Source organism: Shewanella psychromarinicola (genome assembly GCF_003855155.1).
Classification (GTDB): Bacteria; Pseudomonadota; Gammaproteobacteria; order Enterobacterales; family Shewanellaceae; genus Shewanella; species Shewanella psychromarinicola.
In genome coordinates, this window is sequence record NZ_CP034073.1 from 217,983 (window position 1) to 244,894 (window position 26,912).

22 protein-coding genes are annotated in these 26,912 nt (G+C 44.2%); 7 read left to right on the forward strand and 15 right to left on the reverse strand.

All coding sequences use genetic code 11. The features are described 5' to 3' along the window. Positions 1 to 172: 172 nt before the first annotated feature. From EGC80_RS00895 to EGC80_RS00905, 3 genes are all read right to left on the reverse strand, one after another. Positions 173 to 964, reverse strand: coding sequence for a phosphoadenylyl-sulfate reductase (locus tag EGC80_RS00895; protein WP_124013507.1), 792 nt, complete (start codon positions 962 to 964; stop codon positions 173 to 175). Then, positions 957 to 2,648 (reverse strand): assimilatory sulfite reductase (NADPH) hemoprotein subunit, encoded by a 1,692-nt coding sequence (gene cysI, locus EGC80_RS00900; protein WP_124013506.1) that lies wholly within the window; start codon positions 2,646 to 2,648, stop codon positions 957 to 959. The genes EGC80_RS00895 and cysI overlap by 8 nt, the downstream gene beginning before the upstream one ends. A gap of 83 nt (positions 2,649 to 2,731) precedes the next feature. Further along, entirely contained in the window at positions 2,732 to 4,522 is a 1,791-nt protein-coding gene (locus tag EGC80_RS00905) for an assimilatory sulfite reductase (NADPH) flavoprotein subunit (protein ID WP_101032801.1), read from the reverse strand. Positions 4,523 to 4,973: 451 nt separating this feature from the next. On the opposite strand from EGC80_RS00905, the gene EGC80_RS00910 reads away from it, so the two are divergent. The 4 genes from EGC80_RS00910 to EGC80_RS00925 all read left to right on the forward strand — a co-directional run bounded on the left by EGC80_RS00910 (position 4,974) and on the right by EGC80_RS00925 (position 10,437). Beyond that, positions 4,974 to 6,503 carry a Re/Si-specific NAD(P)(+) transhydrogenase subunit alpha gene (locus EGC80_RS00910; RefSeq protein ID WP_124013505.1) on the forward strand — a complete coding sequence of 510 codons (1,530 nt, stop codon included), beginning with the start codon at positions 4,974 to 4,976 and terminating at the stop codon, positions 6,501 to 6,503. An 11-nt stretch (positions 6,504 to 6,514) separates the two neighbouring features. Beyond that, complete coding sequence (pntB, locus tag EGC80_RS00915) at positions 6,515 to 7,999, forward strand: Re/Si-specific NAD(P)(+) transhydrogenase subunit beta (RefSeq protein ID WP_124013504.1); 1,485 nt, start codon at positions 6,515 to 6,517, stop codon at positions 7,997 to 7,999. A gap of 105 nt (positions 8,000 to 8,104) precedes the next feature. Continuing rightward, the gene (locus EGC80_RS00920) at positions 8,105 to 9,139 is read left to right on the forward strand and encodes a sensor domain-containing diguanylate cyclase (protein ID WP_124013503.1); all 1,035 of its coding nucleotides are present in this window, start codon (positions 8,105 to 8,107) and stop codon (positions 9,137 to 9,139) included. Between the two features lie 599 nt (positions 9,140 to 9,738). Further along, on the forward strand, positions 9,739 to 10,437 hold the full coding sequence (locus EGC80_RS00925; RefSeq protein WP_101032805.1) for a DUF3581 domain-containing protein: 699 nt from the start codon (positions 9,739 to 9,741) through the stop codon (positions 10,435 to 10,437). A 185-nt stretch (positions 10,438 to 10,622) separates the two neighbouring features. Here EGC80_RS00925 and EGC80_RS00930 read toward each other — a convergent pair whose 3' ends face one another. From EGC80_RS00930 to hldE, 3 genes are all read right to left on the reverse strand, one after another. Further along, a complete protein-coding gene (locus EGC80_RS00930) occupies positions 10,623 to 11,111 on the reverse strand; it encodes a TetR/AcrR family transcriptional regulator (protein WP_124013502.1) in 489 nt (162 codons plus the stop codon). A gap of 235 nt (positions 11,112 to 11,346) precedes the next feature. Further along, positions 11,347 to 12,324, reverse strand: a complete 978-nt coding sequence (locus EGC80_RS00935; RefSeq protein ID WP_233768578.1) for a hypothetical protein — start codon at positions 12,322 to 12,324, stop codon at positions 11,347 to 11,349. A gap of 3 nt (positions 12,325 to 12,327) precedes the next feature. Further along, positions 12,328 to 13,758, reverse strand: a complete 1,431-nt coding sequence (gene hldE / locus EGC80_RS00940) for a bifunctional D-glycero-beta-D-manno-heptose-7-phosphate kinase/D-glycero-beta-D-manno-heptose 1-phosphate adenylyltransferase HldE (protein WP_124013501.1) — start codon at positions 13,756 to 13,758, stop codon at positions 12,328 to 12,330. Positions 13,759 to 13,861: 103 nt separating this feature from the next. Here hldE and lpxL point away from each other — a divergent pair, with 103 nt between their 5' ends. Continuing rightward, a complete protein-coding gene (gene lpxL / locus EGC80_RS00945; RefSeq protein ID WP_124013500.1) occupies positions 13,862 to 14,788 on the forward strand; it encodes an LpxL/LpxP family Kdo(2)-lipid IV(A) lauroyl/palmitoleoyl acyltransferase in 927 nt (308 codons plus the stop codon). 305 nt (positions 14,789 to 15,093) lie between these two features. On the opposite strand, the gene EGC80_RS00950 is transcribed toward lpxL, so the two are convergent. Continuing rightward, on the reverse strand, positions 15,094 to 15,765 hold the full coding sequence (locus tag EGC80_RS00950; protein WP_124013499.1) for a nitroreductase family protein: 672 nt from the start codon (positions 15,763 to 15,765) through the stop codon (positions 15,094 to 15,096). Positions 15,766 to 16,022: 257 nt separating this feature from the next. Here EGC80_RS00950 and EGC80_RS00955 point away from each other — a divergent pair, with 257 nt between their 5' ends. Together EGC80_RS00955 and EGC80_RS00960 are read left to right on the forward strand one after the other, a co-directional pair. After that, a complete protein-coding gene (locus EGC80_RS00955; RefSeq protein WP_164839402.1) occupies positions 16,023 to 16,706 on the forward strand; it encodes a Rossmann-fold NAD(P)-binding domain-containing protein in 684 nt (227 codons plus the stop codon). A gap of 106 nt (positions 16,707 to 16,812) precedes the next feature. After that, positions 16,813 to 16,986 (forward strand): helix-turn-helix domain-containing protein, encoded by a 174-nt coding sequence (locus EGC80_RS00960; protein WP_101032811.1) that lies wholly within the window; start codon positions 16,813 to 16,815, stop codon positions 16,984 to 16,986. Between the two features lie 133 nt (positions 16,987 to 17,119). Here the strand turns inward: EGC80_RS00960 and nqrF are convergent, their stop codons facing one another. The 8 genes from nqrF to cydD form a co-directional block, all read right to left on the reverse strand. After that, a complete protein-coding gene (gene nqrF / locus EGC80_RS00965; RefSeq protein WP_124013497.1) occupies positions 17,120 to 18,337 on the reverse strand; it encodes an NADH:ubiquinone reductase (Na(+)-transporting) subunit F in 1,218 nt (405 codons plus the stop codon). 24 nt (positions 18,338 to 18,361) lie between these two features. Beyond that, a complete protein-coding gene (nqrE, locus tag EGC80_RS00970) occupies positions 18,362 to 18,970 on the reverse strand; it encodes an NADH:ubiquinone reductase (Na(+)-transporting) subunit E (RefSeq protein ID WP_101032813.1) in 609 nt (202 codons plus the stop codon). A 9-nt stretch (positions 18,971 to 18,979) separates the two neighbouring features. Then, the gene (locus tag EGC80_RS00975; RefSeq protein WP_101032814.1) at positions 18,980 to 19,600 is read right to left on the reverse strand and encodes an NADH:ubiquinone reductase (Na(+)-transporting) subunit D; all 621 of its coding nucleotides are present in this window, start codon (positions 19,598 to 19,600) and stop codon (positions 18,980 to 18,982) included. Beyond that, positions 19,601 to 20,371 (reverse strand): Na(+)-translocating NADH-quinone reductase subunit C, encoded by a 771-nt coding sequence (locus EGC80_RS00980; RefSeq protein ID WP_101032815.1) that lies wholly within the window; start codon positions 20,369 to 20,371, stop codon positions 19,601 to 19,603. Continuing rightward, the gene (locus tag EGC80_RS00985) at positions 20,361 to 21,575 is read right to left on the reverse strand and encodes an NADH:ubiquinone reductase (Na(+)-transporting) subunit B (RefSeq protein ID WP_101032816.1); all 1,215 of its coding nucleotides are present in this window, start codon (positions 21,573 to 21,575) and stop codon (positions 20,361 to 20,363) included. The genes EGC80_RS00980 and EGC80_RS00985 overlap by 11 nt, the downstream gene beginning before the upstream one ends. After that, entirely contained in the window at positions 21,575 to 22,954 is a 1,380-nt protein-coding gene (locus EGC80_RS00990) for a Na(+)-translocating NADH-quinone reductase subunit A (RefSeq protein WP_101032817.1), read from the reverse strand. The genes EGC80_RS00985 and EGC80_RS00990 overlap by 1 nt, the downstream gene beginning before the upstream one ends. Before the next feature lie 337 nt (positions 22,955 to 23,291). Next, positions 23,292 to 24,989: a heme ABC transporter ATP-binding protein/permease CydC gene (gene cydC, locus EGC80_RS00995; protein WP_124013537.1), complete on the reverse strand. Its 1,698-nt coding sequence runs from the start codon at positions 24,987 to 24,989 to the stop codon at positions 23,292 to 23,294. Positions 24,990 to 25,024: 35 nt separating this feature from the next. Continuing rightward, positions 25,025 to 26,812, reverse strand: coding sequence for a heme ABC transporter permease/ATP-binding protein CydD (gene cydD, locus EGC80_RS01000; RefSeq protein ID WP_101032818.1), 1,788 nt, complete (start codon positions 26,810 to 26,812; stop codon positions 25,025 to 25,027). Between the last annotated feature and the right edge of the window lie 100 nt (positions 26,813 to 26,912).

Genomic DNA, 26,912 nt, shown 5'->3' on the forward strand with positions numbered 1-26,912 from the left:
CAAAAAACCATCTACAGGAATCATTAAACGTAGACTATTATCGCCGCAATTGCATAAAAGTTTACATAAAATATAGTCCGTTTTCGCTCAAACCAGTCCATCAATCGTTTGAATAAATCAACCTTACGGATGACTCATACAAACACAAGACTCAATGACGCTATCACTCATCTTAGATATCGAAGTGCAAACCGCATTCTCGTTGTAAGCCATTAAAACGGGTTTCTTCTTCAGACATACCTAACTCAAGTGGTTTGCTTGAGTGAGTATCACCTACCGACACATAACCTTGTTCCCATAATGGGTGATATGGCAAGTCATGTTCAGTTAAGTACATGTGCACGTCTTTGTTGCTCCACTCAATGATGGGTAACAATTTAAAACGTTTGCCGCTAATGGCTAAAATAGGCAAAGCTTCACGGGTACTAGACTGACTGCGACGTAAGCCAGCAAACCAAGTACCAATATTCAATTCAGCTAATGCACGCTGCATAGGCTCAACTTTATTGATGCGATTATATTCATCCAACCCATCTATGCCCTGCTCCCACAGCTTACCAAAACGCGCTTCTTGCCACGCTTGGGTTTGACCCGCTTGATACACTTTAAGATTCAGGTTTAAACGCTCGGTTAACTGATCAATAAATTGATAGGTCTCGGGGAACAAATAACCCGTGTCGGTTAAAATCACCGGAATATCGCTTTGCGCTTGAGTCACCATGTGTAACATCACCGCGCCTTGAATACCAAAGCTAGACGACAATGCATGCTCGCCTGGTAAATATGCTAGACCCCAAGCCACTCGTTGCTGCGCCGTTAACCCGGCTAAAAACTGATTAATCGTTTCCAGCGCAGCGGTTTGCTCTGCAAGAGGCGCTAATAACAACGCCTGCAATTGAGCGGGAGTGACACCATGATCGACGCCGGCATCAGTTGATGCAGTCGTTACCACTTCATTACCCATGAAAATCCTTAGCGGCGTCAATAACCGCCTTCACCACGCCGATACGCACGGTGAAGTTACCAAAGGTTTCGCCAGCATCACGTTCGGTGGCGTAGCGGCCAAACAAGGTATCCAATTCCGCTAAAATTTCGGCTTCTTGAATGTTTTCTTTATGCATTTTATTTAAACGCGTACCTTCAAAGCTAGCGCCTAAATACAAATTGTAACGACCCGGTGCTTTACCCACTAAACCAATTTCGGCGGCAAATGGACGCGCACACCCGTTGGGACAACCTGTCATTCGCACTACTATTGATTGCTCGCTAATACCGTGTTTAGCCTGTAGCGCATCGATGTGATCGATAAACTCAGGGAAATAACGCTCAGCTTCAGCCATTGCTAATGGGCACGTGGGTAACGCCACACAGGCAATTGAATGGCCGCGAGTGCCACTTAACACTTGGCCTAATAAACCATGCTTACGGGCTAGGCCTTCAATGTCGGCTTTATCTTCTGCTGCAACACCGGCAATAATCATGTTCTGATTTGAGGTCATGCGGAAATCGCCTTTATGGATGTTGGCAATTTCACGTAAACCTGTTTGTAAGGTTTGACCGGGTAAATCTTTAATACGGCCACTTTCAATAAATAGCGTTAAGTGCCATTTGTTGTCGATACCTTCAACCCAACCATAACGATCGCCGCGATCACCAATGGTCACATCACGCTTTGGTTCAAATTTCACTCCAGCACGTTTTTCAACTTCAGCTTTAAATGCGTCAAGACCATGGTCAACAATGGTGTACTTTAAACGGGCACGTTTACGTACTTCACGGTTACCCCAGTCTCGTTGAACGGTCATTACCGCTTCGGCAAACTTGGTGACGTCGTCCGTGTTAATAAAGCCCAAATCATCGGCTAAACGTGGGAAAGTTTCAACTTCACCGTGGGTAGAGCCCATACCGCCACCCGCCACTAAGTTAAAGCCCACTAACTCACCGGCTTGTGCTACCGCGATAAAACCAAGGTCATTGGTATACACGTCTACGTCGTTATGGGGCGGAACGGCAACAGCCATTTTAAATTTACGAGGCAAATACGTTTTGCCGTAAACAGGCTCTACGGTTTCTGTGCCTAATAGCTTTTCTTCATCTAACCAAATCTCAGCATACGCGCGAGTGTGTGGTAATAAATGATCAGATAAGTGCTTAGCGACGGCATATGCTTGCGCATGTAACCTAGACTCAACCGGATTTGGATTACACATCACATTGCGGTTTACGTCACCACAGGCAGCAATAGAATCTAATGCGGCGCGATCAAGTCCTTGGATCAAGGTTTTTAGATTACGCTTGGGAATGCCGTGATACTGAAACGTTTGGCGGGTGGTTAACCGAATACTGTTTGAGGTGGTGAGTGTCGATGATATTTTATCCACGGCTAACCACTGCTCTGGGGTACAAATACCACCCGGCACGCGTGCACGTAACATAAAGCTATGCAGAGGTTCTAATTTTTGCTCTTTACGCTCGTTACGTAAATCACGGTCATCTTGCTGATAAAAACCGTGGAATTTAATCAGCTGTTGATCGCCCTCGCTAAACGATCCAGTGACTTGGGTATCTAACCCTTCTTGGATGTCACCGCGCAAATAATCACTGTCGTCTTTTAAGTATTCGTTTACTGCTAACTTTTGCTCACTCATGGCCTTGGCCTCTCTTAATTCTGTTCAATTCACTCGCGCTAATAGACTGCTAAATATTTATAATTTACTAACAGTGGGCTGAGTTAATACACATCTTTTTGGTAACGTTTTTCGCTACGCAGTGTTTCAAAGTAAGCTTCTGCGTCATCAAAGCTTAAGCCACCTTGTTCAACCGCGATGTTTACTAATGCTTGATGGACGTCTTTTGCCATACGCTCGGCATCACCACAGATATACACATGGGCGCCCTTTTGTAACCACTGCCATAACGCTTCAGCTTGTTCTGCAATGCGGTGCTGAACATACACTTTATCAGCTTGATCCCGTGAGAAAGCCACATCTAAACGCGACAAACCGCCGTTTTTAAGATATTGCTGCCACTCAACTTGGTATAAGAAATCTTGTTCAAAATGCGGGTTACCAAAGAATAGCCAGCTGTCACCCGACACACCGTCTGCCGCGCGTTGCTGCATAAAGGCGCGGAATGGCGCAACACCGGTACCAGGACCCACCATGATGACAGGCGTTTGTGGATTTTCTGGTAAACGAAAATGGTTATTCTGCTCAACGTACACGTTAATCTGTTGACCTTCTTGTGCTGACGCTAAGAAATGCGATGCGCCGCCAAAACGAGCCTGGCCTTGACGTTCATCTTCAACCAACGCCACGGTTAAGTGCACTTCAGCTTCAACTTCTGCTTGGCTAGAGGCAATGGAGTATAGCCGTGGTGTTAGCGGACGTAACATACCAACTAACTGCGTCGCGCTGACTTTCGCTGGATATACAGCCACTAAATCGGCTAATTGGTGCTGTAGAATAAATTGTCTGGTTTGCTCTTTATCTTCACCAATAGCCGCAAGTTCTGCATTGCCGCTCAACTCAGCCCATGTTTTCACTAGGCCTGGGTATAACTGAGTGAGTTCTTTCTTGTCGGTTAACGCCGCTTTTAATGATAGTGACTCTTTCGCCACAGTCACATTGTCGTCTGCTGCTAAACCAAGCGCGGCGATCACTTCATCGACCAGCGCTTGGTTATTGCTAAACCACACCCCTAATGCATCACCCACTTGATAAGTTAATCCTGACTCGCCTAAATCAATTTCAACATGGCGTACATCACGATCAGAATCTCGACCGGTAATTTTTTGGCTTACCAGTACTTCTGCTGTATAGGGGTTTTGCTTGGTATATTCACTTTCACCAGCAACAGATGCGGTACCAATTGACACCACACTCGCGCTTGACGCTTGAATATAAGGCTTAACGGCCTCAACAACACTGTCTTGCCATTGTTGTGAAATATCTTCATAGTCAACATCACATTCAACTAAGGGTAATAATGATGTTGCCCCTAATGCACTTAGACGCGCATCAAAGTCTTTACCGGTTTGGCAAAAAAACTCATAGCTTGAATCTCCTAACGCTAAAACAGAATAATGTAGATTATCCAATTTTGGTGCCCGCTTTGAGGTTAAAAACTTGTGCAGTTCAATCGCATCATCAGGTGCTTCGCCTTCACCATGGGTACTGACGAGCAATAACAAGATGGTTTCTTGTTTGAGTTGGCGGACATTATATTCGCCCATAGAAGCTAAATTAACCGCATAACCTTGCGCCTGCGCTTTGGCTGCGAGTTCTTTGGCTACGCCACGACCATTGCCAGTTTGGCTACCATATAAAATGGTAACTGTTGGGGCGGCGCTTGTCTCTGTTGTGGTCTCGACACCGCTTTGACCTTGGTTAGCACTCGCTGCTAAGTAACCACTGACCCAGGCGAGTTGAACAGAAGATAATTCTGATGTGAGTTGTTTTAGCTTATCGACTTGTCCTTGAGACAAGGGTGATGCTAAAGCGGAAAGTTCTTTTAACAACATAAGACGGCCTTATAACAGTATAATGTGGGTTAGCTTACTACTGAGTACCAAAACCAAAAAAGAATAAAAGATGATTTTTTATTCCATTTAGGAATATACAAAGGGCTTTTTTTACGTTACAAAAGTGGGGTGGCGTTAAAAGGTTTTAAATTACCTCAATTTAAAACCAAGTAATTAGCCACAAAACATGCCTAATGTCGCAAGTTAGAAGGCCAATTAAGTGATGAATAATTATCAGCTTGATTGTTTTCTGAGTAAAACGGCGTGCAAATACAATGTAACTATGTCAGCGTAATACTATCGACTAATGAGTTTACCCGACTTCTATGGTCATATGGTGCACTTTTTCTATTGGCAAAGAGCCCATATGAGGAAGTAATACTCAAACGGAATGGTCTATTGATGGGGAACCGCAATAGACGGTCTTTTTATTAACCATCAGGAAACAGTCATGCAGATTGGAATACCGAGAGAAAGTATCGAAGGTGAGACTCGAGTCGCGGCGACTCCAGCAACCGTGATACAGCTTAAAAAGCTCGGCTTTAGTGTGGCAATTGAAGCACAAGCAGGTGTGAAATCTAGCTTCGATAATGCAGCATTTGAAGCAGCAGGGGCAGATATTGTCGACAACGTGTATCAAGCTGACTTTATTTTTAAAGTAAATGCACCGTCCGATGATGAAATCGCACAAATGAAGCCAGGCACAACCCTGGTCAGTTTTATTTGGCCAGCACAAAACCCTGAACTCGTTGAAAAACTTTCAACTAACAATATTACTGTGATGGCCATGGACATGGTGCCGCGTATTTCACGCGCCCAATCACTCGATGCACTGTCATCTATGGCAAACATTGGTGGTTATCGCGCGGTCATTGAAGCCGCACATGAATTTGGTCGTTTCTTTACCGGGCAAATAACCGCAGCAGGCAAAGTACCACCAGCCAAAGTACTGATTATTGGTGCTGGTGTAGCTGGGCTTGCCGCTATTGGTACTGCAGGCTCTCTAGGAGCCATAGTCCGCGCATTTGACACCCGTCTTGAAGTGGCAGAGCAAATTGAGTCAATGGGCGGTAGCTTCTTAAAGCTTGAGTTTGAAAATAAAGAAGGTGGCTCATCTGACGGCTACGCTAAAACCATGTCAGAAGAATTTATTGCGGCTGAAATGGCGCTATTTGCCGAGCAAGCCAAAGAAGTCGACATCATCATTACCACCGCATTAATTCCAGGACGCCCTGCGCCAAAACTGATCACCAAAGACATGGTAGATAACATGAAACCGGGCTCAGTGATTGTCGATTTAGCCGCCGCTACAGGCGGCAACTGTGAATACACAGTAAAGGGTGAGCGTTTTATTACTGACAACGGCGTTAAGGTATTAGGTTATACCGACTTACCGGGTCGTTTACCGGCGCAATCGTCACAACTTTATGGCACTAACTTAGTCAACTTGATGAAGTTAATGTGTAAAGAAAAAGACGGTAATGCCGTACTCGATTTTGATGATGTTGTGATGCGCAATATGACCGTCACTCGTGGCGGCGAAATCACCTTCCCACCACCGGCAATTTCAGTATCTGCTGCGCCACAGAAATCGGCGGCCAGCACTGAACCCAAAGCGGCCAAAGTTGAAAAGGCACCGTCAAAACTTAAGTATATTTTAGGTGCTTTAGGTATTGCCGGCTTTGCCGCCGTCGCCTCGGTTGCACCGGCTGAGTTTTTGTCGCACTTCACCGTCTTTATCCTAGCCTGTGTGGTGGGTTATTACGTGGTGTGGAATGTGTCGCACTCGTTGCATACGCCGTTAATGTCAGTCACTAATGCGATTTCAGGTATTATTGTGGTTGGTGCATTATTGCAAATAGGTCAAGGTTCAGCATTAGTCACTGCGCTTGCATTTTTCGCGGTGCTTATCGCCAGTATCAACATCTTTGGCGGGTTTACCGTCACTCAGCGCATGCTGAAGATGTTCCGTAAAGATTAAGGGGTAATATCGTGGCTCAAGGACTGGTTACAGCATCTTATATCATTGCTGCCGTGTTTTTTATTCTCAGCTTAGCTGGGTTATCAAAACAAGAAACGGCTAAAAATGGTAATTTATTTGGCATTATCGGGATGGCGATTGCACTCATTGCCACCATCCTCAATCCTGCTACAAACGGCGTAGAATGGATTATTCTCGCCATGGTTATCGGTGGATCAATTGGTATTCGCTTAGCATTGAAAGTCGAAATGACGGAAATGCCTGAGCTGGTAGCTATTTTGCACAGCTTTGTGGGTTTAGCTGCAGTATTAGTGGGCTTTAATAGCTTTATTGATATTCAACCACACCAAGTGTCTGAATTTGTCGTGGTAATGGGGCAAGACCTCAACACCACGCTAGAAACGGCAAAAGCGGCCTTTGCAGAAGCAAGTAAAGCCCAACAAACTGAACACTTGACTGGTGCAATGCTTAACATTCATTTAGTCGAAGTGTTTTTAGGCGTCTTTATTGGTGCTGTCACTTTTACGGGTTCGATTGTGGCATTTGCTAAGCTACGTGGATTGGTTTCATCGAAAGCACTTATGCTACCGCATCGCCATAAATTAAACTTATTGGCCGTTGTGGCCTCGTTTATATTAATGCTGATGTTCGTACAAGCCGGCGGAGCAGTGACACCACTGATCCTGATGACCTTAATTGCATTAGCATTTGGCTGGCATTTAGTGGCATCGATTGGTGGTGCCGATATGCCAGTGGTCGTGTCCATGCTGAACTCATATTCAGGCTGGGCAGCGGCAGCGGCAGGTTTCATGTTATCTAATGACTTACTGATTGTCGTTGGTGCGCTTGTGGGCTCGTCGGGTGCGATCCTGTCTTACATTATGTGTAAAGCAATGAACCGCTCGTTTATTTCTGTTATTGCCGGTGGTTTTGGCAATGATAGTGTGGCGGCCAGTGGCGATGACACCGTCGGTGAATACCGTGAAACAACGGCTGAAGACGTAGCTGACATGCTAAAAGCATCAGACTCCGTTGTCATCACCCCAGGTTATGGCATGGCGGTAGCGCAAGCTCAATATCCTGTCGCTGAAATAACCAAAAAGCTGCGGGCTCTGGGTATAAAAGTCCGCTTTGGTATTCACCCTGTTGCGGGGCGTTTACCTGGCCACATGAACGTACTATTAGCAGAAGCTAAAGTACCTTACGATATCGTGCTCGAAATGGACGAAATCAACGAAGACTTTAGCAATACTGATACTGTGCTCGTCATTGGTGCTAACGATACGGTTAACCCTGCAGCAATGGAAGATCCAAGCAGCCCTATCGCGGGCATGCCAGTGTTAGAAGTATGGAAAGCTCAAAATGTGATTGGCTTTAAACGTTCAATGAACACAGGTTATGCCGGTGTACAAAATCCATTGTTCTTTAAAGACAATACTCAAATGCTGTTTGGCGATGCCAAGGACAGTGTAGAAGCCATCCTTAAAGCCTTATAAATCGACTTTATGGCGTTCGAAATACCAGCAGATAATGCTGGTATTTTTTTGTTTAATAACCCGCTAAACTAGGCCTATTGGACTCTACAGGATTATCGGTTGTCAATGACACAGCAGGACATCATTTCTCAATTGCAGTTTGAGCTGAAGCAACACCAGCAGCGCTTAAAGCAACTAGAGTATGAAAACAGTCGGCTTACCCTATTAAATAAACGGGTAAACGAGCAGCTTGATGCTGCACTTGATGGCACTGGCCTATGCTTGTGGGAGCAACATATTCCCACAGGCAATTTGACTATCTTTAATCAACAGTGGGGCCACCTGCTTGGTTTTACCCGCGAAGAATTACCCGCCCATATCAACAGCTGGAAAAACAATCTTCACCCTGAAGACAAAGACTGGGTTATACAAGCCTTTGAAAGCCATGTAGCGGGTCAAGCTGAAATCTATCAAGCCGTACACCGCATGGTGCACAAAGATGGCAGTGTTGCATGGGTGTCAGACCGTGGCCGCATTATTGAATATGATATTAATGGTGAACCGCTTCGAATTATGGGCACTCATATTGATGTCACCCAAGAGAAGCGTTACGAACAAGACTTAGCTAGACTGGCTCTTCGCGATCCGCTCACCAATTTACTCAATCGAAATGCACTCATTGATGCATTTGAACAGGAAAAAAACACCCATAGTACACATCATGGTGCCCTGTATTTTATCGATCTTGACGGCTTTAAGATTATTAATGATCACTTAGGACATCGATATGGCGATACGCTATTAATCCATATTGCTAATGATATTTGCCAAGTATGCGATCAACTCCTTAGCGCGGCAGACACCACACACAATCATCAAGCTCCCCGTCATCACGTGGCACGTTTTGGTGGCGATGAATTTGTTATTTTAGCCTATTATAGTAACGTGGAACGATTAACTGTATTGGCCAGAACCCTGCTATCACACTATCAAGAGCCTATCGATTTAGAGGGTGAAACCATTAAAGTAGGACTCAGCATTGGGATCAGCTTGTTTGATGAGTTAGATGAGTTAGATGAGTTTACTAATGTTTGCGAACAAGCCGATAAAGCCATGTACAGTATTAAAAAACACGGTAAACATAACTTCTTATTTTGGTAATAAGATTGAAATGCCTAAAACGATCCCCCAAGCCATACCTAAAATAACCCTTAAAATAACACTCAGACGCTAGCAAAGTTTTGTAACAAAAAGGGGCTATTGGCAGGAAGATGAGCGAAATAATGAACCCTATTGTGTATAACGATTTACCGATCAGGTTAGGTTTGCGTCCGTGAGGGCGAGGTTAATGACACTAAAAACCTGCTGTGAATATCAATAAAAATACAATTTATATCACTTTAAATTCATTTTCAGGATATGCTGCCACTAAATTAAACAGTCCTTCATAACAAAACCTCAATTAAATGGACCGAGTAATCTCGATATACCCTTGTAATACAGAGAGTATGTTCGACCTATGTGGCCTGTGGTGACACCGGCGACAGACAATCAGTACCCTAAAGACGCCTTGTATTTATCTTCAGCATTTGCTGTTTATCGTTATCAGGTGGGTTTATTTCGCGTTATACCGTAAACTCTCGCTCATTAATGGATTTTATTACTAACCTTGTCTCGCATAAGCCTAAATTGTTATTGACCATGATTAACAACAATGCCTTGTGATACAACTTACTACTGACCAATAAGAATTATTTTTTATGTTTTTATCACCTTATTTTACCAAGCTAGATCAAAGTGTGTTTATTTCGGCTCAACAGGCTAGTGATTTTGCTAAAAAAGTCGCCGAAGACTTCAACCCCATTCATGATGTAGGAGCTAAACGCTTCTGTGTTCCTGGCGATTTATTGTTTGCTCTAGTGTTGACCGAATACGGTTTAAGCCAAAATATGCAGTTTAAGTTTGCTGGTATGGTCGGTGATCGCGTGGAGTTAAACGTGGATAAAAACGTGGCCGATAAATTCAGCCTTTGCGACACCAAAGGCAAAGAATATCTGCATATTGAACGACAGGGTGACGAGTGCCAATGTGATGTGCAAACGGCGGCATTCATTAAAAGCTATGTCGCTTTTTCAGGATTGAATTTTATTCACGTACTTGTGCCTATGATGAAGCAATACAAGATGATGATTAATCCTGATCGTCCATTAGTGATTTATGAAAGCATGTCATTTCATTTGGACCATTTTGATTTCAGCACCATCAGTTTACACCTTATTAAACAAGACTTAGCTATTGATGGTAAGCGTGGTGATGTCACCCTCACCTTTGAACTTCAAAGCCAAGGCAAAGTGATAGGTAGCGGAGTCAAAACATTAGTATTAAGCGGTTTGCGCGAATTTGATGAAGAAAAAGCGCAGCAAATGTGCGACCGATACGAAAGCAGAAAGCGGGCGTAACCATACATTATGGGCGATTTTTTGTCGCTCACGAAATATCATTCCGTAACGATATCAGCTCGATCCAGCATGTTGAATGCTCAAATACCGACACGGAATGGTATCTTCGATATCCTATTGATCATAATGCCAATTTGAACACCGATTTGTGACTAACAGGGTAACACTTAACGGATGCGTACGATTTAGTGCGTTACTTGCTCTTGGTGTAGTTGCCCATCTTGCAATAGTACCAATGCACTATTGCCGATAAGTTGTTCAACACATTGGCATCCAACCTCAGCAAAATGGCTAACAGCTGCCTCTCTGACGATATCAAGCGACTTGAAGGTTTTCATGTTTTCGTCAGTACTGGCACATAAACAGAAAAACAGTTGTAATACTGCTTTACGTTCAGGGTGGCGCATCACCTCGCGCCATGATCGCTCTAATGCTGTTATCGAAGTAAAGTCTAATCCTTCAATAAAAAACGCCCCAATACGTTGATCTAAACGCACTAGAAATTCTGTTTTTCGCGGAAAGTGATGACTGATCCCCGTGCGGCTAACACCAGTGGCTGCAGATAATGTTGTGTACGACATCGCCTCAAAACCAATTGTGAGGATTTGTTTGAAGGCTTCATCTAAAATTTGGTTAACGGTTAACTCAGTTTCAACTCGTGAACGCTTGGCCATAAACTTGATCTCTCTAATTATTTTGATGCAAGAGCTTACCAGACCGAACTAGAAAATTCTGCTGTGATTTAGCAAATTGACAACATATTTAACCGTACAATGTACAGATCTACAGGATAAAACAGAATATTATCGCGATAACGATTTATTTACCCCTTTAAAATCAAAGGTAATAACAGAACACGGCTAAATGACCTTCATACGGTAAAAACAATCGCGAATAAAAGTTTATCGCTTATTTTATTGTTGAAAATTGCTTTTTCAGCCACTGCTGCGTTTCAGCCTCGCCCATCAACTGTTCTAAGGTCGGCGACAACACTTCAATTAACTTAGGTTGACGCCAAAACATGTACTCAGGCAAAGACTGAACTGCACCAAAAGTACGCTGGACTAAGCTAGAAAACTCTCCCATGTCACGCGTCGACCACGTCGGCATTAATGGATAAACCGCGGTTAAAAAATCCTCATACCGAGTAAAATGCTGTAATTGTTGGGCATCATAATGACTGAGTACAACCTGTAACTGGGGAGAACTCCAATGGGACAAATTACCACTGTCGTTAATGAGCGCAAGATTACGCCGATGGAACTGTTGCCACGCCAGATCGAGCTGGTGATAATGTTGCGCAATACGCCATAATAAATACAAATCGGCTAGCCATTCATGCTGATATTTAGTCAAAGAGGAAGGTAAAATGCTGTCTTGCAGTGCAATGTTATATAAATGGCCTATCTCGTGCCACAAGGTTAACTGTGTTTGTTCGGCTAACGGCAACTGATAAGTTGTTAACCCAATAGCGCCACTCTGTTCTGTCACCTCTTTAGCGGGATTAATAATAATCATCCCAGCAATGATGTCATCTTTAGCAACCAACACCATGGCACTTTTACGCCCAATTGCACGGCGAATATTAGCAACAGAAAAAGCCGCTTGATGTTGTAATGAGGTAGGAAGTAACGCAACACATCGCACCAGAGTAGACACTGGGCACACCAGTGCTTGTTTAGTTGCAATAGGGGTGTAATAAGCGTGGCGAATATCATCATTCGCCACATTATCTTCAACAATAGCCTGAGTCGCTATGACCGCAACGATGGCCACTGATTGACTCATAAACGGGTTGGCATTGACAAGCTGACTTGCTAATAACGCTGCGCAAGCGAGGCTATAGCTTAATAACGTCAGTAATGATCGCTGCCAGTATCTAAGCATCGATTATTTTTGTGACATAATATTTTGAATAATGGCCGTGGTTGACACACCATCTTCAAATCCAAGCACTTCGACCTTACCGCCCGCTGCTATCACTTCAGCACCACCGGCAATATCTTCCACCTTATAATCACCACCTTTAACTAAAGAATCGGGTAATAAGCGCGTAATAATCCGTTGCGGCGTGTCTTCAGAGAATGGAACCACCCAATCTACCGCTGCTAGGCCCGCTAATACCGCCATACGGCGATCAACCGTGTTGACTGGACGTCCAGGGCCTTTTAACCGTGTAACCGAGTCATCATCATTCACAGCAACAATGAGGCGATGACCTAACGCTTTGGCTTGCTGTAAATAACTCACATGACCCGCGTGTAGAATATCAAAACAACCATTGGTCATCACAATACGTTCACCGCGTAAACGTGCCTGATCCATCGCATAAGCTAATTGATCTTCTGTCATCACCCCAAAGCCAGACTCGCCATGGTTAAGGGCTAATGCCTGAATTAATTCGATGCGGCTGACCGTCGAGGTACCGAGTTTACCCACAACCACGCCTGCTGCGGTATTGGCAATCGCACAAGCTTGCGCTAACGTCGCGCCCGCAGCAATGGATGTCGCTAAGGCTGAGATCACGGTATCACCGGCACCCGTTACATCGTGAACTTCACGGGCAACCGTTGGAATGTGCAGTTCAGGTTGATCTTGCGATACTAAGGTCATGCCTTTTTCTGAACGAGTCACTAAAATGGCATCAAAATCATGCAATTTAATCAGTTTTAGGGCTTTTTCGATTAAATCATTTTCGCTGGTCACCGTACCGACAACCGCCTCAAACTCACTCATATTTGGCGTAATTAATGACGCACCATGATAACGGGCAAAATCATGCCCCTTAGGATCAACTAATACTTTTACCCCTTTGGCTCGCGCTTTAGCAATAAAATCCTTAGGTTCATCAATGGCGCCTTTGGCATAATCTGACAATACCAATACATCAACATTGTCTAAAATGGCTTCGCTTTGAGCGAATAACGCTTGGCTAGTGGCTTTATCAAACGGTTCTTCAAAATCTAAGCGGATCAATTGCTGATTGCGCGACAAAACGCGTAATTTAGTAATCGTTGGCTTGTCGGCGACCGTTAACCACTGTGGCTCAACGCCAAACACTTTCACCCCTTGGGTTAATGCTTGCGCGGTTTCATCTTGACCTACAATACCCGCTAGGTGGACATGCCCACCTAATGTAGCAATGTTTAATGCCACGTTGGCGGCACCGCCGGGTCTATCTTCGATTTGATTAATTTTAACAACAGGTACCGGGGCTTCGGGTGAAATGCGTCCCGTAGGGCCTACCCAATAGCGATCTAACATCACATCGCCAATCACTAAAACGCGCGCATTTTCAAAAGCGGGGAGAGAAACCTTCATGGTGTATTCGCTGTCTTGTAAAATTTAACCATGATTGTACCTAATTTTCAGCAAAATATGAGGTAGAATAACAAATAATTTTTATGAACTAGACGAGTTATCTGTGGTCGAGAAAGCCGAATTTTCTTCTGATTTATATCATCCTAAACATTGGCTAATGTGGTTTGGCGTCGGGTTAATGCGCTTGACCTTGTTATTACCCTTACCGTGGCAAATGAATATTGGCAGTGCACTTGGCCGATTAGTGATGAAAATAGCCAGTGGTCGAACCCATACCGCAAGGCGTAACATCGATTTATGCTTTCCAGATATGAGTGATACAGACAAACAACAACTGCTTAAGCGGACCTTTGAAGAAACCGGCAAAGCCTTATTTGATACCATTAACGCCTGGTGGTGGTCAAACGATCGCGTCCAGCAACACATGACGATTAAAGGCACTGAACATGTTAGTCAAAGCTTGGACAGTGGCAAAGGGGTGATTTTATTTGCGGTGCATTGCCTACCACTTGAAATGGGCGCGCGTATATTTGGTCAATTTGCCCCTGGTATTGGGGTATATCGTCCACACAACAATCCGGTAATGGAATACTTACAAGTAAAAGGTCGCTTACGCTCAAATAAAGGCTTAGTGCCTAAGCGTGACGTGCGCCAAATGATCCGCAGTTTACGCAGCCCTGACGTGATTTGGTACACAGCGGACCAAGACTTTGGCCGCTCAAGCGCGGTGTTTATTCCTTTCTTTGGGGTACCGGATGCAGCCACCATTACCGGTGCAACCTCTCTGGCGAGATTAGGCAAAGCCAATGTTGTGCCTTTTTTTGTTGAACGTAATGCTGATGATAACGGCTATACCCTCGAGATCATGGCGCCTTTAGATAACTTTCCCGGCGACAATGAAACTGATGACGCCATCCGAGGCAACCAGATAATTGAACAACTGATTAGCCGCAACAAACCACAATATATGTGGCTGCATCGTCGCTTTAAAACGCGTCCCACCGAAGATACACCCTCGTTATATGACTGAAGTTAGTTAATCGAGCGGCCGTATTGGTCATAAAAGCGTCTTTAGACGCTTTTTTATTGGCTCATCATTTACCACTCGTTTGATTTGTTACACCTAATACCATGCCAATTTATCAATGTGGTGACACGATTATCGATGTTGATTTGAAAAGCCACACCGCAAAGCGCAAAAACATTGCCACTACCAACGCAGTTTTGATGGCGTTTATTGAGAACATAATGATCCGAGCAGTATGGGGGGAACTTAGCATGAAGAGGCATATTGACACCCAAACCTTCACCGCACTAGCCCGGCAGGAATCGTCATTATATAAAATCACACATTTCACTGAGCGACTTCTTTTCCAGTGCATGTTGTGGGATGGTCGCATCATCTGCAGGATACCCAGCAATAATAAGCATATAGGGGCGTTCATTATCATTGTCGCGCCCACACACTTTACTTAAAAAGCTCATCGGTTTTGGGGTGTGCGTTAAAGTACCAAGGCCTGCGTGATGCAATGCTTGGATTAAAAATCCCGTCGCAATCCCCACTGATTCATGGACATAATAATTACTCTTTTGTTCACCCGCCGCTTCGGTGCGTTTTTTACTGAACACAGCAATTAGCCAAGGCGCATGTTCTAAATACGGTTTATCGGCGTTAGTCCCTAAAGGTTTCAATGCCGCTAACCATTCCTCGCCGGCACGACCGGCATAAAACGCTTGCTCTAATGCCTCAGCTTGTTGACGAATTTGCGCTTTTATTTGCGGACTGTTAATTGCCACAAAATGCCACGGCTGATGGTTGGCCCCATTAGGTGCCGTGCCCGCCGCTAAAATGCACTGTTCAATAATGGCTTGCGGGACTGCACGGTCAGAAAACGCCCTAATAGAATGACGCCGTTTAACCTGCTGGTAATTATCTTGTGCCCGTTTGAGCATTTCATCGGGTGAATATTCAATAAAATCGGTCAGAGGTAAATGCGTTTGGGTCATAATGGATCCTAATGATTACGCTTACTTGTTACTGTTATGTTGAGCTTACACTCATGTGTGTTGCGATAACGCTAGTTTTTTGGAATAACACTAATATTTCTGCAAAAACACTAATATTTCTGCAAAAACACTAATATTTCTGCAAAAATACTACGCTAACAAACAGGATAATAATGACTATTAAAATATTCTTATTGAAACCATTGGAGCGACAGATTAGAGTCTATGCGAGTCAGTTTAGCTTTCTAAAGGATCATATGATTGCAGTAATAATAGGTGCGACGGGGTTAGTGGGTAATACCTTACTGGCTCGCATCATTGAAAGTGAACAGTATAGTAAAGTATTGGTCATTGGCCGTTCGGAACCTAATTTGGTCGAACATCAATTTGGCGCCGAAAAAGTACAGTTTATTGACAGCCAGCTTGACGAACTTCATGAACTTACATTGGCAGACAAAGTGGATCATGCCTTTTGCTGTTTAGGTACCACTATCAAGCAAGCTGGTAGCGAAGAGGCCTTTATTCAGGTTGATAAATTAGCCGTACTGGCCTTTGCTAAACTGTGTCAAACCCAAGCAAATCCTTCGCTTAAATTTATGGTAGTGACCTCACTGGGTGCGGATGCTAAATCAAGCGTGTTTTATAACCGGATAAAAGGCGAGGTTGAACAAGCGCTTAAGGCGTTGTCCTTACCGGTAATGAATATTTTTCAACCCAGTTTATTATTAGGACCTCGAGATAATAGACGTCTTCTGGAAGATATTGGCCAAACCATTTTGGGGGGGTTATCGTTTTTGTTTATCGGCCCGCTGCGTCAATATCAGCCCATTGATGCACAAATGGTCGCGGAGTCGATGTACCAAGTCGCTCTGAAGCCTCAAGTCGCTCCCACCACTCAAATTATCACTAATGCCATGATGCATCACTGTCATTATTCATAAGAGTACGCTCGACAATAATGCATGTTTGTGACAAGTTAATACCAATGTGTTGTTTAATGCTAACGACATAAAAGTATAACTGTAACGATTAAGTAAGGAGAACGAGATGAGTGATGCTAACGATTTAACCTTAAATGAAGTCTGTGAAATACTCGACAAAAGCCCTACTACAATTAAGCGTTATGCTCGCGAAAATTTACTGTTCACTGAACAACACGGTAATGTGCTTAGTTTTAATAAAGCCGAAGTGATGCGTTATTTAGCGTTTTCTGAACGTTAATCCCTCTTTACCCGTTTAACGTTCTTTGCTCAAAGTTCTTTACTAAAAGTTCTCTGCTAAAAAAATCCCCAAACCGTCATTGACAGTATTGGGGATTTTTTTATCGGCTTAGTGAGTACTGCACAGCAAGACGTTAGTCACCAAAGTCATCGAGTAAAATATTCTCCGACTCAACCCCTAAGCTTTCTAGCATAGCAATAACCGATGAATTCATCAGCGGAGGGCCACACATATAATACTCACAATCTTCCGGCGCTTTATGCTGTTTTAGGTAATTCTCGTACAGCACGTTATGGATAAAGCCTGTGTATCCGGTCCAATTATCTTCTGGCAATGGATCCGACAAGGCCACATTCCAAGTAAAATTGTCATTTTCAGCGGCAAGTTGATCAAAATCTTGTTGATAAAACACTTCGCGAGTTGAACGAGCCCCATACCAAAAGCTCATTTTACGCTTAGTGTTAACACTTTTTAGCTGATTAAAAATATGCGACCGCATTGGCGCCATGCCAGCACCACCACCAATAAACACCATTTCAGCATCGGTTTCTTTGACAAAAAACTCACCAAATGGACCCGAAATAGTCACCTTATCACCGGCTTTTAAGCTAAAGATATACGACGACATTTTCCCTGGTGGTAAACCGGCTTTAGGCGGGGTAGCGATACGTACATTAAGCAGTATACTGCCTTTTTCATCAGGATAATTGGCCATCGAATAAGCACGTAATACGTCTTCATCCACCGTAGAGACTAAATCAAATAAACCATACTTAACCCAGTCATCACGGTATTCGTCCGGAATATCAAAATCAGCATAACGGACTTGATGGGCAGGCGCTTCAATTTGAATGTAACCTCCAGCCTTAAATAACACGTCTTCGCCTTCGGGAATTTTTAATAACAGTTCTTTAATAAAGGTCGCTTGGTTATTATTTGAAATAACCTCACATTGCCATTTTTTAACCCCAAAAATTTCTTCATCAATCTCAAGATCCATGTCGGTTCGCACGGCGACTTGACACGCCAAACGAGAGCCGTCTTTGGCTTCTTTTTTCGAGATATGATCCAGCTCAGTCGCTAAAATATCACCGCCACCGGCTTTCACTTTTACGCGGCATTGACCACAAGTACCACCACCGCCACAGGCTGATGGAATAAATATCTGTTGCCCAGACAATGCAGCCAATAATTTATCACCCGCAGGGGTTTGCACGCTTTTACTGGCATCACCATTAATGCTAATCGTCACATCACCGGTGTTCACCAATTTTCGTTTGGCGACTAAAATCACCACCACTAGCAAACTTACCACTATGGTAAACATGCCAATACCTATTGCCATTTCCATTAAATAACCCTTTTCTTTAATGCGTTATAACGTAATGCCCGCAAATGACATAAAGCCCAGAGCCATTAAGCCGGTGGTAATAAATGTGATCCCAATGCCTTGTAATCCATCAGGAATAGCATGAAACTTCATCCGTTCACGCAATCCTGCTAATAACACGATGGCCATCGCCCAACCCACAGCAGAACCCGCAGCAAAGACCACTGACTCAGTAAAGTTATAGTCACGGTTAGCCATAAAGATAACTCCGGCAAAAATGGCGCAATTGACCGTTAATAGCGGTAAGAAGATCCCTAATGACTGATATAAGGTCGGAATATAACGGTCTAAAAACATTTCTAAAATTTGCACTAACGCGGCTATCACCCCGATAAAGGTAATCAACTGTAAATAGCTTAAATTAAGTTCAGCAAACCCCGCCCACGCTAATGCGCCTGGCGCTAAGATATTGACGTAGATAATTTGATTGAGTGGCACTGCCAGCATCATCACCACAATCACTGCGATCCCTAAGCCAAATGCAGTTGAGACCTTTTTTGATACGGCTAAAAAGGTGCACATACCTAAGAAAAATGACAGCGCCATATTGTCGATAAACGCCGCTTGGATAAATAAATTAATATAGTGTTCCATGCTGTTTCCTTATCCGCGCTTGCGCTGAATGATTTTAATGACCCAAATCATCACGCCAATGATAAAAAAGGCACTGGGTGGCAATGTGAACATCTCATTCGCCAAATACCAGCCGCCATTTTCGACAGTGGTTAAGATTGAATGACCAAACAAACTGCCACGACCCAGTAGTTCACGAATAAACGCCACGCCCATTAAAATCACCCCATAACCCAAGGCATTGCCTAAGGCATCGAACACGGCTAGGTGAGGAGGATGTTTCATCGCAAAGGCTTCGGCGCGGCCCATAATGATACAGTTAGTGATGATCAAACTCACAAACACAGATAACTGTTTCGATAGCTCATACGCCACATCTTGTAGCACCATATCGACAATAATCACCAAGGACGCAATCACGGTCATTTGCGCAATAATGCGCACACTGTTGGGAATAAAGTGGCGAATGCTTGAAATAATCAAGTTCGAAAACACCAACACAAACGTCACCGCGAGTGTCATCACAAATGCGGTTTGCATCGAATTACTGACCGCTAAGGCCGAACACACACCTAATACCTGCATTGCCACTGGATTATTGGCAAAAATAGGCGATGTCAGGATCTCGCGAGTTGAAGTGGTATTACTCATTTACTTATCCTCTGCAGCGGCTAACGTGTGTAGATAAGTTTGGTATCCCTCTACGCCAAACCAAAACTCGACTAAACGTTGGATACCGACACCCGAACGAGTCGCACCACTGACACCATCGATGCCGTGAATGTCACCGTCTTTTGCACCGCCCTTAATCACTTTAATGGCAATGTTACCTTTGGCATCAAATAGCGTTTTGCCTTGCCACAAGGCTAACCATTGTGGGTCAGTAATAAAGTCAGCAATACCTGGGGTTTCGCCATGCTCATAAAACACGATGTTCTCAATGGTGTTTAAGTCAGGTTTTATCGCCATGTAACCGTAAATAATCGACCACAAACCTTTGCCGTAAATAGGCATAACAATACTGGCAAGTTGACCCTTGGTGTCGTACACCTCAAAAATGCGAATATCGGTCGCCATGGTTTTAATCTTGGCGATGTCTTTTTTAGGTTTAGTAGACGTTTCAGGGTTAATGGCCGCCATGCGTTCGTCAAAATCAAGTAAGTTAGCTTTTTCAGTCACTTTACCTGTCGCCAAGTTAACCATTTTCGGTTGAACTCGCTGAGTAAACAACTCGCTAAAGTCACCTTGGCTGATGTCGATGTCAGCAGCCTTTAACACATACTGCTGCACTTCTTCACGCTTCTTGGCTAATTTGCGCTCTTTTAAAATCTCGACAGTACCCGTGATCATAAACGAACAAACTAAGCTTAAAATGATAATAAAAACCATGGTTCCAGCGACGGTATCTTTCTTAAAGGCCATGACGTTTTAGTCTCCGTTTAATATTAGCGCGAGCGACTAAGTAGTCGAATAACGGTGCCCATAAATTAGTAAACAAAATAGCCAACATAATACCCTCTGGCATTTTGGTATTGAGTAAACGAATAATAATGGTCATAAAGCCAATCATAAATCCAAAAACAAACTTGGCCTTACGGGTATAGGATGCCGTCACCGGATCGGTGGCCATAAACATCATTCCCAATGCAAAACCACCGGTCACTAAGTGCCATGTCCACGGCATTGCCGACATGGGATTTCTGCTAGAACCAAAATAGTTGAACAACAAGACGGTAATGATCATTCCCAGCATAACGCCGGCTACCACACGCCAATCAGCTACGCGGGTTAGGAGTAAAATACCGCCACCAATAAGAATGGCTAAGGTACTGGTTTCACCCACAGCACCTGGGGTAAAGCCTAAAAAGGCATTCCACCAGCTCGGATCACTCACCACGCTAAACCAACTCACATCGACAAAGCTTAATTTTTTAGCCACGGTAAGAGTTAATGTGGTTGCACCAGAAAAGCCATCAACCGCAACAAACTGTCCTAACGCCACCACTTCGGTTGGATAAGCAAAGTAAATAAACGCATAACCCGCTAGCGCAGGATTTAAGAAGTTGTAGCCCATGCCGCCAAACAGTTCTTTTGCCACCACAACCCCAAAACTGATGCCTAAGGCCACAATCCATAATGGTGTAGAAATGGGTAAAATTAACGAGAACAATAAGGCAGTGATAAAAAAGCCTTCATGTAATTCTTGGCGACGCACTTTGGCAAACACCACTTCCCATACCAAGTTTACTATCAGCGCCGTTAAGTAAAACGGCACATAAAAACTGGCACCATAAGCGAATAAACTGATCAAACCTGCACTTTCAGTCAGCGAGCCAAACATCGCGTTATACAAGGCTAATTGCCATACATCAGGCTGGGTTGCCCCGGCAATAATGGCCATTTGCGCCTGAAGACCAATATTGTACATACCCAATAACATGGCAGGAAATAAACACATGCCGACAATGTGCATGGTGCGCTTAACATCAATAGCATCACGAATATGCACATCACCTTTAGTGCTGCGGCCATTGGCTATCCACAAAGACCGTAGATAACTCCGCATTGAGTTACCATGGGCGTAGTAACTGTCTTGGGTGCTGGTTTTTTTCTGTTGCTGACTCATTAACCTTCCCTCTCGATAATATCTAGGCAAGCACGTAATTCTTTACCGAAGTCATATTTCCCAGGGCACACAAAAGTACATAGTGCTAAATCTTCTTCATCTAGTTCTAATGCCCCTAATAACTGTGCCTCATCGGTATCGCGTACCACTAAGTCGCGCACTAAAAGCGTGGGCAGAATATCTAATGGCATCACACGATCAAGTTGACCAAATGCCATCATGGCCCGTGGAGAACCACCAGCTTGGGTCGTAAAGTCGAACAGTTTTTTGGTGCGACTAAAGCCTGACATCATGATGCCGGTCATTGAGAATTTTCGGCTATCATGGCGAACCCAAGGTAAAATCTCTTGTTGTCCATTTTCAGTGAGCACACTAATTTGATTATGAAAGCGGCCAAGATAATCATAAACGCCGACAGCCGTATGGCCTGACAATAGTGATCCAGAAACAATACGGGAATCTTGTTGATTGATTTCATCCAGGGTCAAATCGCTTAGCTTCGCACCCAATTGAGTTTTCATTAATCGTGGCATTAACACATTAGGGCCGGCTAATGACACGATACGATTGGTATACAGTTCGCCGGTTAAAAACAGTTTGCCAAAGGCAATCACGTCTTGATAACCCACATGCCACACTTGGCGTTCAATACTGGCAGGTAACAGATAATGAATATGGGTGCCAACTAATCCGGCAGGGTGCACACCGTTAAAACGCTGAACACTGACTTGCGATAAGTCGTGCTCAATGCTGGCATCGGCCAATAACGAAGCGCCATCGTCTTGGCATAGATACACCTGACCGCTAGTCAAAAACGTTAGGGCAAATAATCCGGCCTGAAAAGCCTGTGGTTGAGTCGCAATAATAACCCGTGGATCGGGCGCAAGAGGATTGGTGTCAATGGCGGTGACAAATATACCGGCAGGGCTTGCATCTAACTGGGGCACTCGAGAAAAAGGACGTGTGCGCAACGCGGTCCATAAGCCACTGCGGACTAAACCGTCTTTAACAGCTTGATGTGATAGTGCCTTAATATCCATAGACTCAAGAATGAAACAGGGCTCTTGCTTGGCATCACAATCAATGACCACCGACTGCAGGACCCGACGCTCTCCGCGATTAATAGCGACAACAACTCCGCTTGCTGGCGCGGTAAATAACACCCCTGGCGTTTTTTTGTCTTCAAATAACACTTGGCCTTTGACGACACTATCGCCTACTTCAACCGACATTGTTGGCTTTAAGCCCACATATTCTTCACCAATTAACGCCACTTGGGTCGTTTTAGGTGCGTCATCTATTTGCTGTAGTGGTTCACCAGCAACCGGGATATCAAGTCCACGCTTAATAGTTATCACTGGATTGTTAGCACCAGCCATCACATTCACCATCTAAAAATATTCGATAGCTAATATTATATGTTTGCAACTACTAATATAACAACAAAGATCACAGTCCGAGTGAGAACTGTAATTTTTCAACATAACCGAATACCAAATGTGTGAACCAAATCAATTTATTGACCAATATGATGCAATTTGTGTAATTTTAAAGTCAAAAAGGTTTTTACATTTCGACGTCATTTCCGCGGCGATTTACTAATAATTATTAACAAAAATAGCCGAAAGCCACTTCATTAAAGGCCAACTTACGCCCATTAATGATGTCGCATTAAAATGGCGAACCGCTGATATTCTATATCGTTAGCCAGAGACGTTAATCAGCCAATTGTTGAATTAACCGTCCTTGCTGAAAAAGGTACACCGAATCCATTTGTTCTAACGCGGTCAAGCGATGGCTGATCATTAGCAGGGTTTTGTGCTGGGCAAAATCGAGTAAGACGTTGAGGATTTCACGCTCGGTACGTTTATCGAGTCCTTCAGTAGGTTCATCTAACAGCAGCAAAGGAGCATCACGCAATAATGCCCGAGCAACGCCAATTCTGCGCTGCTCGCCACCGGATAATTGTCGGCCGCCCTCACCGATCCAACAATCTAATGGTTTATCGCCTTGCAACAAGGTTTGCAGACCCACTTGCTGTAACACTTCAATAAAACGTTGATCATGTTCTTTTTGGGCCTCACCGTGCAGATACGGCAACGCTAACGCTAAATTGTCACGTAAAGTACCTGAAAACAGGTAAATACGTTGACTAACCACAGTCATCGCAGCACGAAGATTGGCATCGCTGTAGTCACTTATTGGTTGACCATCAAGCGTAATGGACCCCTGCTGCGCCGCCCAGTCACGGGTGATCAGTCCCAATAAGCTTGATTTACCACAACCAGTAGGACCTAAAATAGCCACCTTTTCACCGGCTTTAATGGTTAAGCCAAGGCCTTGTAACACCGGAGAGTGCGCGTGATAACCAAAGTGAACGCCACTGATCTGCAAAGCTCCGTGATGGGCTTGTAAGTGACTATCAGGATTAAATACCACACTCGGTGTTTGCTCGGTTATTTCCGTCACCCGCCGCGCAGCCAGTACCGTGCTTGATAAATGTTGGAATGCACCGGCTATCGGCATCATCATTTCAAGACTGGCCATAGTGGCGAACACCATTAATGCCATTAACGGCCCTGGCGGCGAGAGATCACCGACACTTTGGCCCGCTAAATACAGCATAGAGACGACCGCACTGCCATTGATTAATATCAATAATGCTTGGCTTAGCCCGGTAATATTGGCCATGGTGGTTTGCTGACTAAATAAACTGTGCTGCGCTTGTTCAAGTTGAGCCAAATAGCGCTTATTAGCGCCAAATAAACTTAACTCGGCCTGCCCCTGAATAACATCAAGTAACTCAACTCGATATTGCCTTTGCGCCTGCATTAATACTTGCCCAGGCGCCTTACCTAAGTAATAAAATACTAGCGGTAAGATAAACCAAGCGGCTAATAACAGAGTGCATAAACTCAAGGCTAAATGGTTATCAAACCAACCGAGAAACGCCAACAATACACCAATCATCATCAAAGATGCGGCCATTGGCGTGAGTAAGCGTAAATAGAGATGATCTAAGGTATCAATATCGGCAACCAAACGATTGAGTAAGTCACCTCTTCGCAGACCTTGCAAGTTAGCCGCGCTTAACGGCAGTAACTTCTTCCATGCCCAAACACGCAGTTGCGTCAATAATTTAAAGGTCGCTTCATGGGTTGCTAACCGCTCACCGTAACGGCTTGCAGTACGAGCGATGGAGAAAAATCGCACACCTCCGGCGGGGGTGAAATAGTTAAACGTCTGCGCGGTAACCACCGCTAAGCCTGCTACTGCACTGGCAGATAAAAACCAGCCCGATAATGACAATAAGCCAATGCCCGTCAGTAATGTCGTCGATGTGAGCAAGAGCCCCACTAACATCATCAGCCACTGGCGGCGAAACAAAGCAACAAAAGGGCGTAATACCTGGATGATACTGCGCGGTTTCGCGTCAACGGATTGTGACATCAGCACACCTCCTGTTGTTGATTCTGTTGTTGATTGCGCATTTGCGACAATAACCCATCAACCTGTTGTAAATCATTAACATGGCCTTGTTGTACGACCCTTCCTTTGTCCATGACCAAGACGCAATTCATCGTGTGTAAATCATCTAATTTATGGGTCACGGTTAATCCCGTTGTCGACTGCATTGCGCGCTGCAACGTGGCCATCACAGACTGCTCACTTTGGGCATCTAAACTGGCTGTTGGTTCATCTAATAAAAATAACTTCGCCGGTTGTGCCAACGCACGAGCCAAAGCAAAACGCTGAGCTTGGCCTACCGACACACCCGCGCTTTGATCGCTGATGATTAAATCGAGCCCTAATGGATGCTGTAACACAAACTCACTGATGTTGGCCTGTTCAAGCAACGCCATAATCTGCTCATCGTTTAATTGCGGGTTGGCCAAAGCAACATTTTCTCTAACGGTGCCATGGAATAATTGCGGATCTTGGCCTAACCAAGCCAGATGCTGACGCCATTGCGCCACATTAAGGTGCGATAATTCATGACCATTAATCAGCAATGATCCCTGATAAGGTAAAAACCCCAATAATGCATTCAGCAAACTGGTTTTTCCCGCGCCACTTGGACCCACAATGGCCCAGTGTTCACCTGCGGGTAACGTAAATGAAACAGGCCCAACTAAACGCTGACCATCTAAACTAAACACTTCAGTCCCAATGGCTTGGATACCTATGCTATCGGCAGAGAATGTATTATTTTGTGGTATTGAATCGATAGCCACTGTGCTGACTTGGTAATCAAGCAGCTCAACTAGCGCTTCTGCTGCGCCAATGGCTTGAGCTTTGGCGTGATAATGGGTGCCTAAGTCGCGAAGCGGTTGATAAAATTCTGGCGCTAAAATCAACACAAACATACCGGTAAACAAACTCACCTGCACGCCATAATGACCAAAGTCGAGATGACCTAAGTAACTAAAGCCAAAATACACCGCCAATACCGCAATCGACACTGCGGCAAAGAACTCTAATACCGCTGAACTGAGAAAGGCTAAACGTAATACCGACATAGTGCGGGCGCGAAAGTCTTCTGAAGCCTGTTCAATATTGACTAACTCCGCGGCGCCGCGATTAAACAGCTTTAACGTTTGCAGTCCTTTTAGCCGATCCATAAAGTGGCCGCTTAAACGCGACAACGCCTGCATATTTTTACGGTTAGCATCTGCCGCACCCATGCCAACTAAAATCATAAACATTGGAATTAAAGGCGCAGTGGCCAACAAAATGATCCCTGCAGCCCAATTAAGCGGAAACACACACGCTAAGATCAGCAAAGGAATAAACCCCGCTAACATCATCTGCGGTAAGTATTTAGCATAAAAGTCATGTAAATCTTCAACCTGCTCAAACACTAAGGTTGCCCATGCTCCAGCAGGTTTACCTTTAATAAACACCGGACCCAGTGCCACTAACTTATTAAGCACAGCTTGACGTATATCTTCGCGTAAACGTTTTCCAGCCTCAAAACTAAGCCGTTCACGCACTTGGGCTAACAAGGCTCGTATCAATAACAAGCCAATAAGTGCATAGAATTCATTGCTTAATGCGCCAGGTACGAGGTTATCAATAATGACACCCTGCAAAATCTGGGCAATAAAATAGGCCTGTCCCACAATGGCAATGCCATTTAACACCCCACATAACACAGATAATTTAAGGAAAATACCACAAGAAGATTGTTGGTTTTTAAGCCATTTTGCTAATGACTTTTCTAACGACTTGTCCATGAAGCTCCGGCGCAGTTATTGATGACCACTTTTATCACGCAGTATCGCAGTACTGGCATCTAGTTAACACTTAAAACGGTGTAAATGATATCTGATTCAC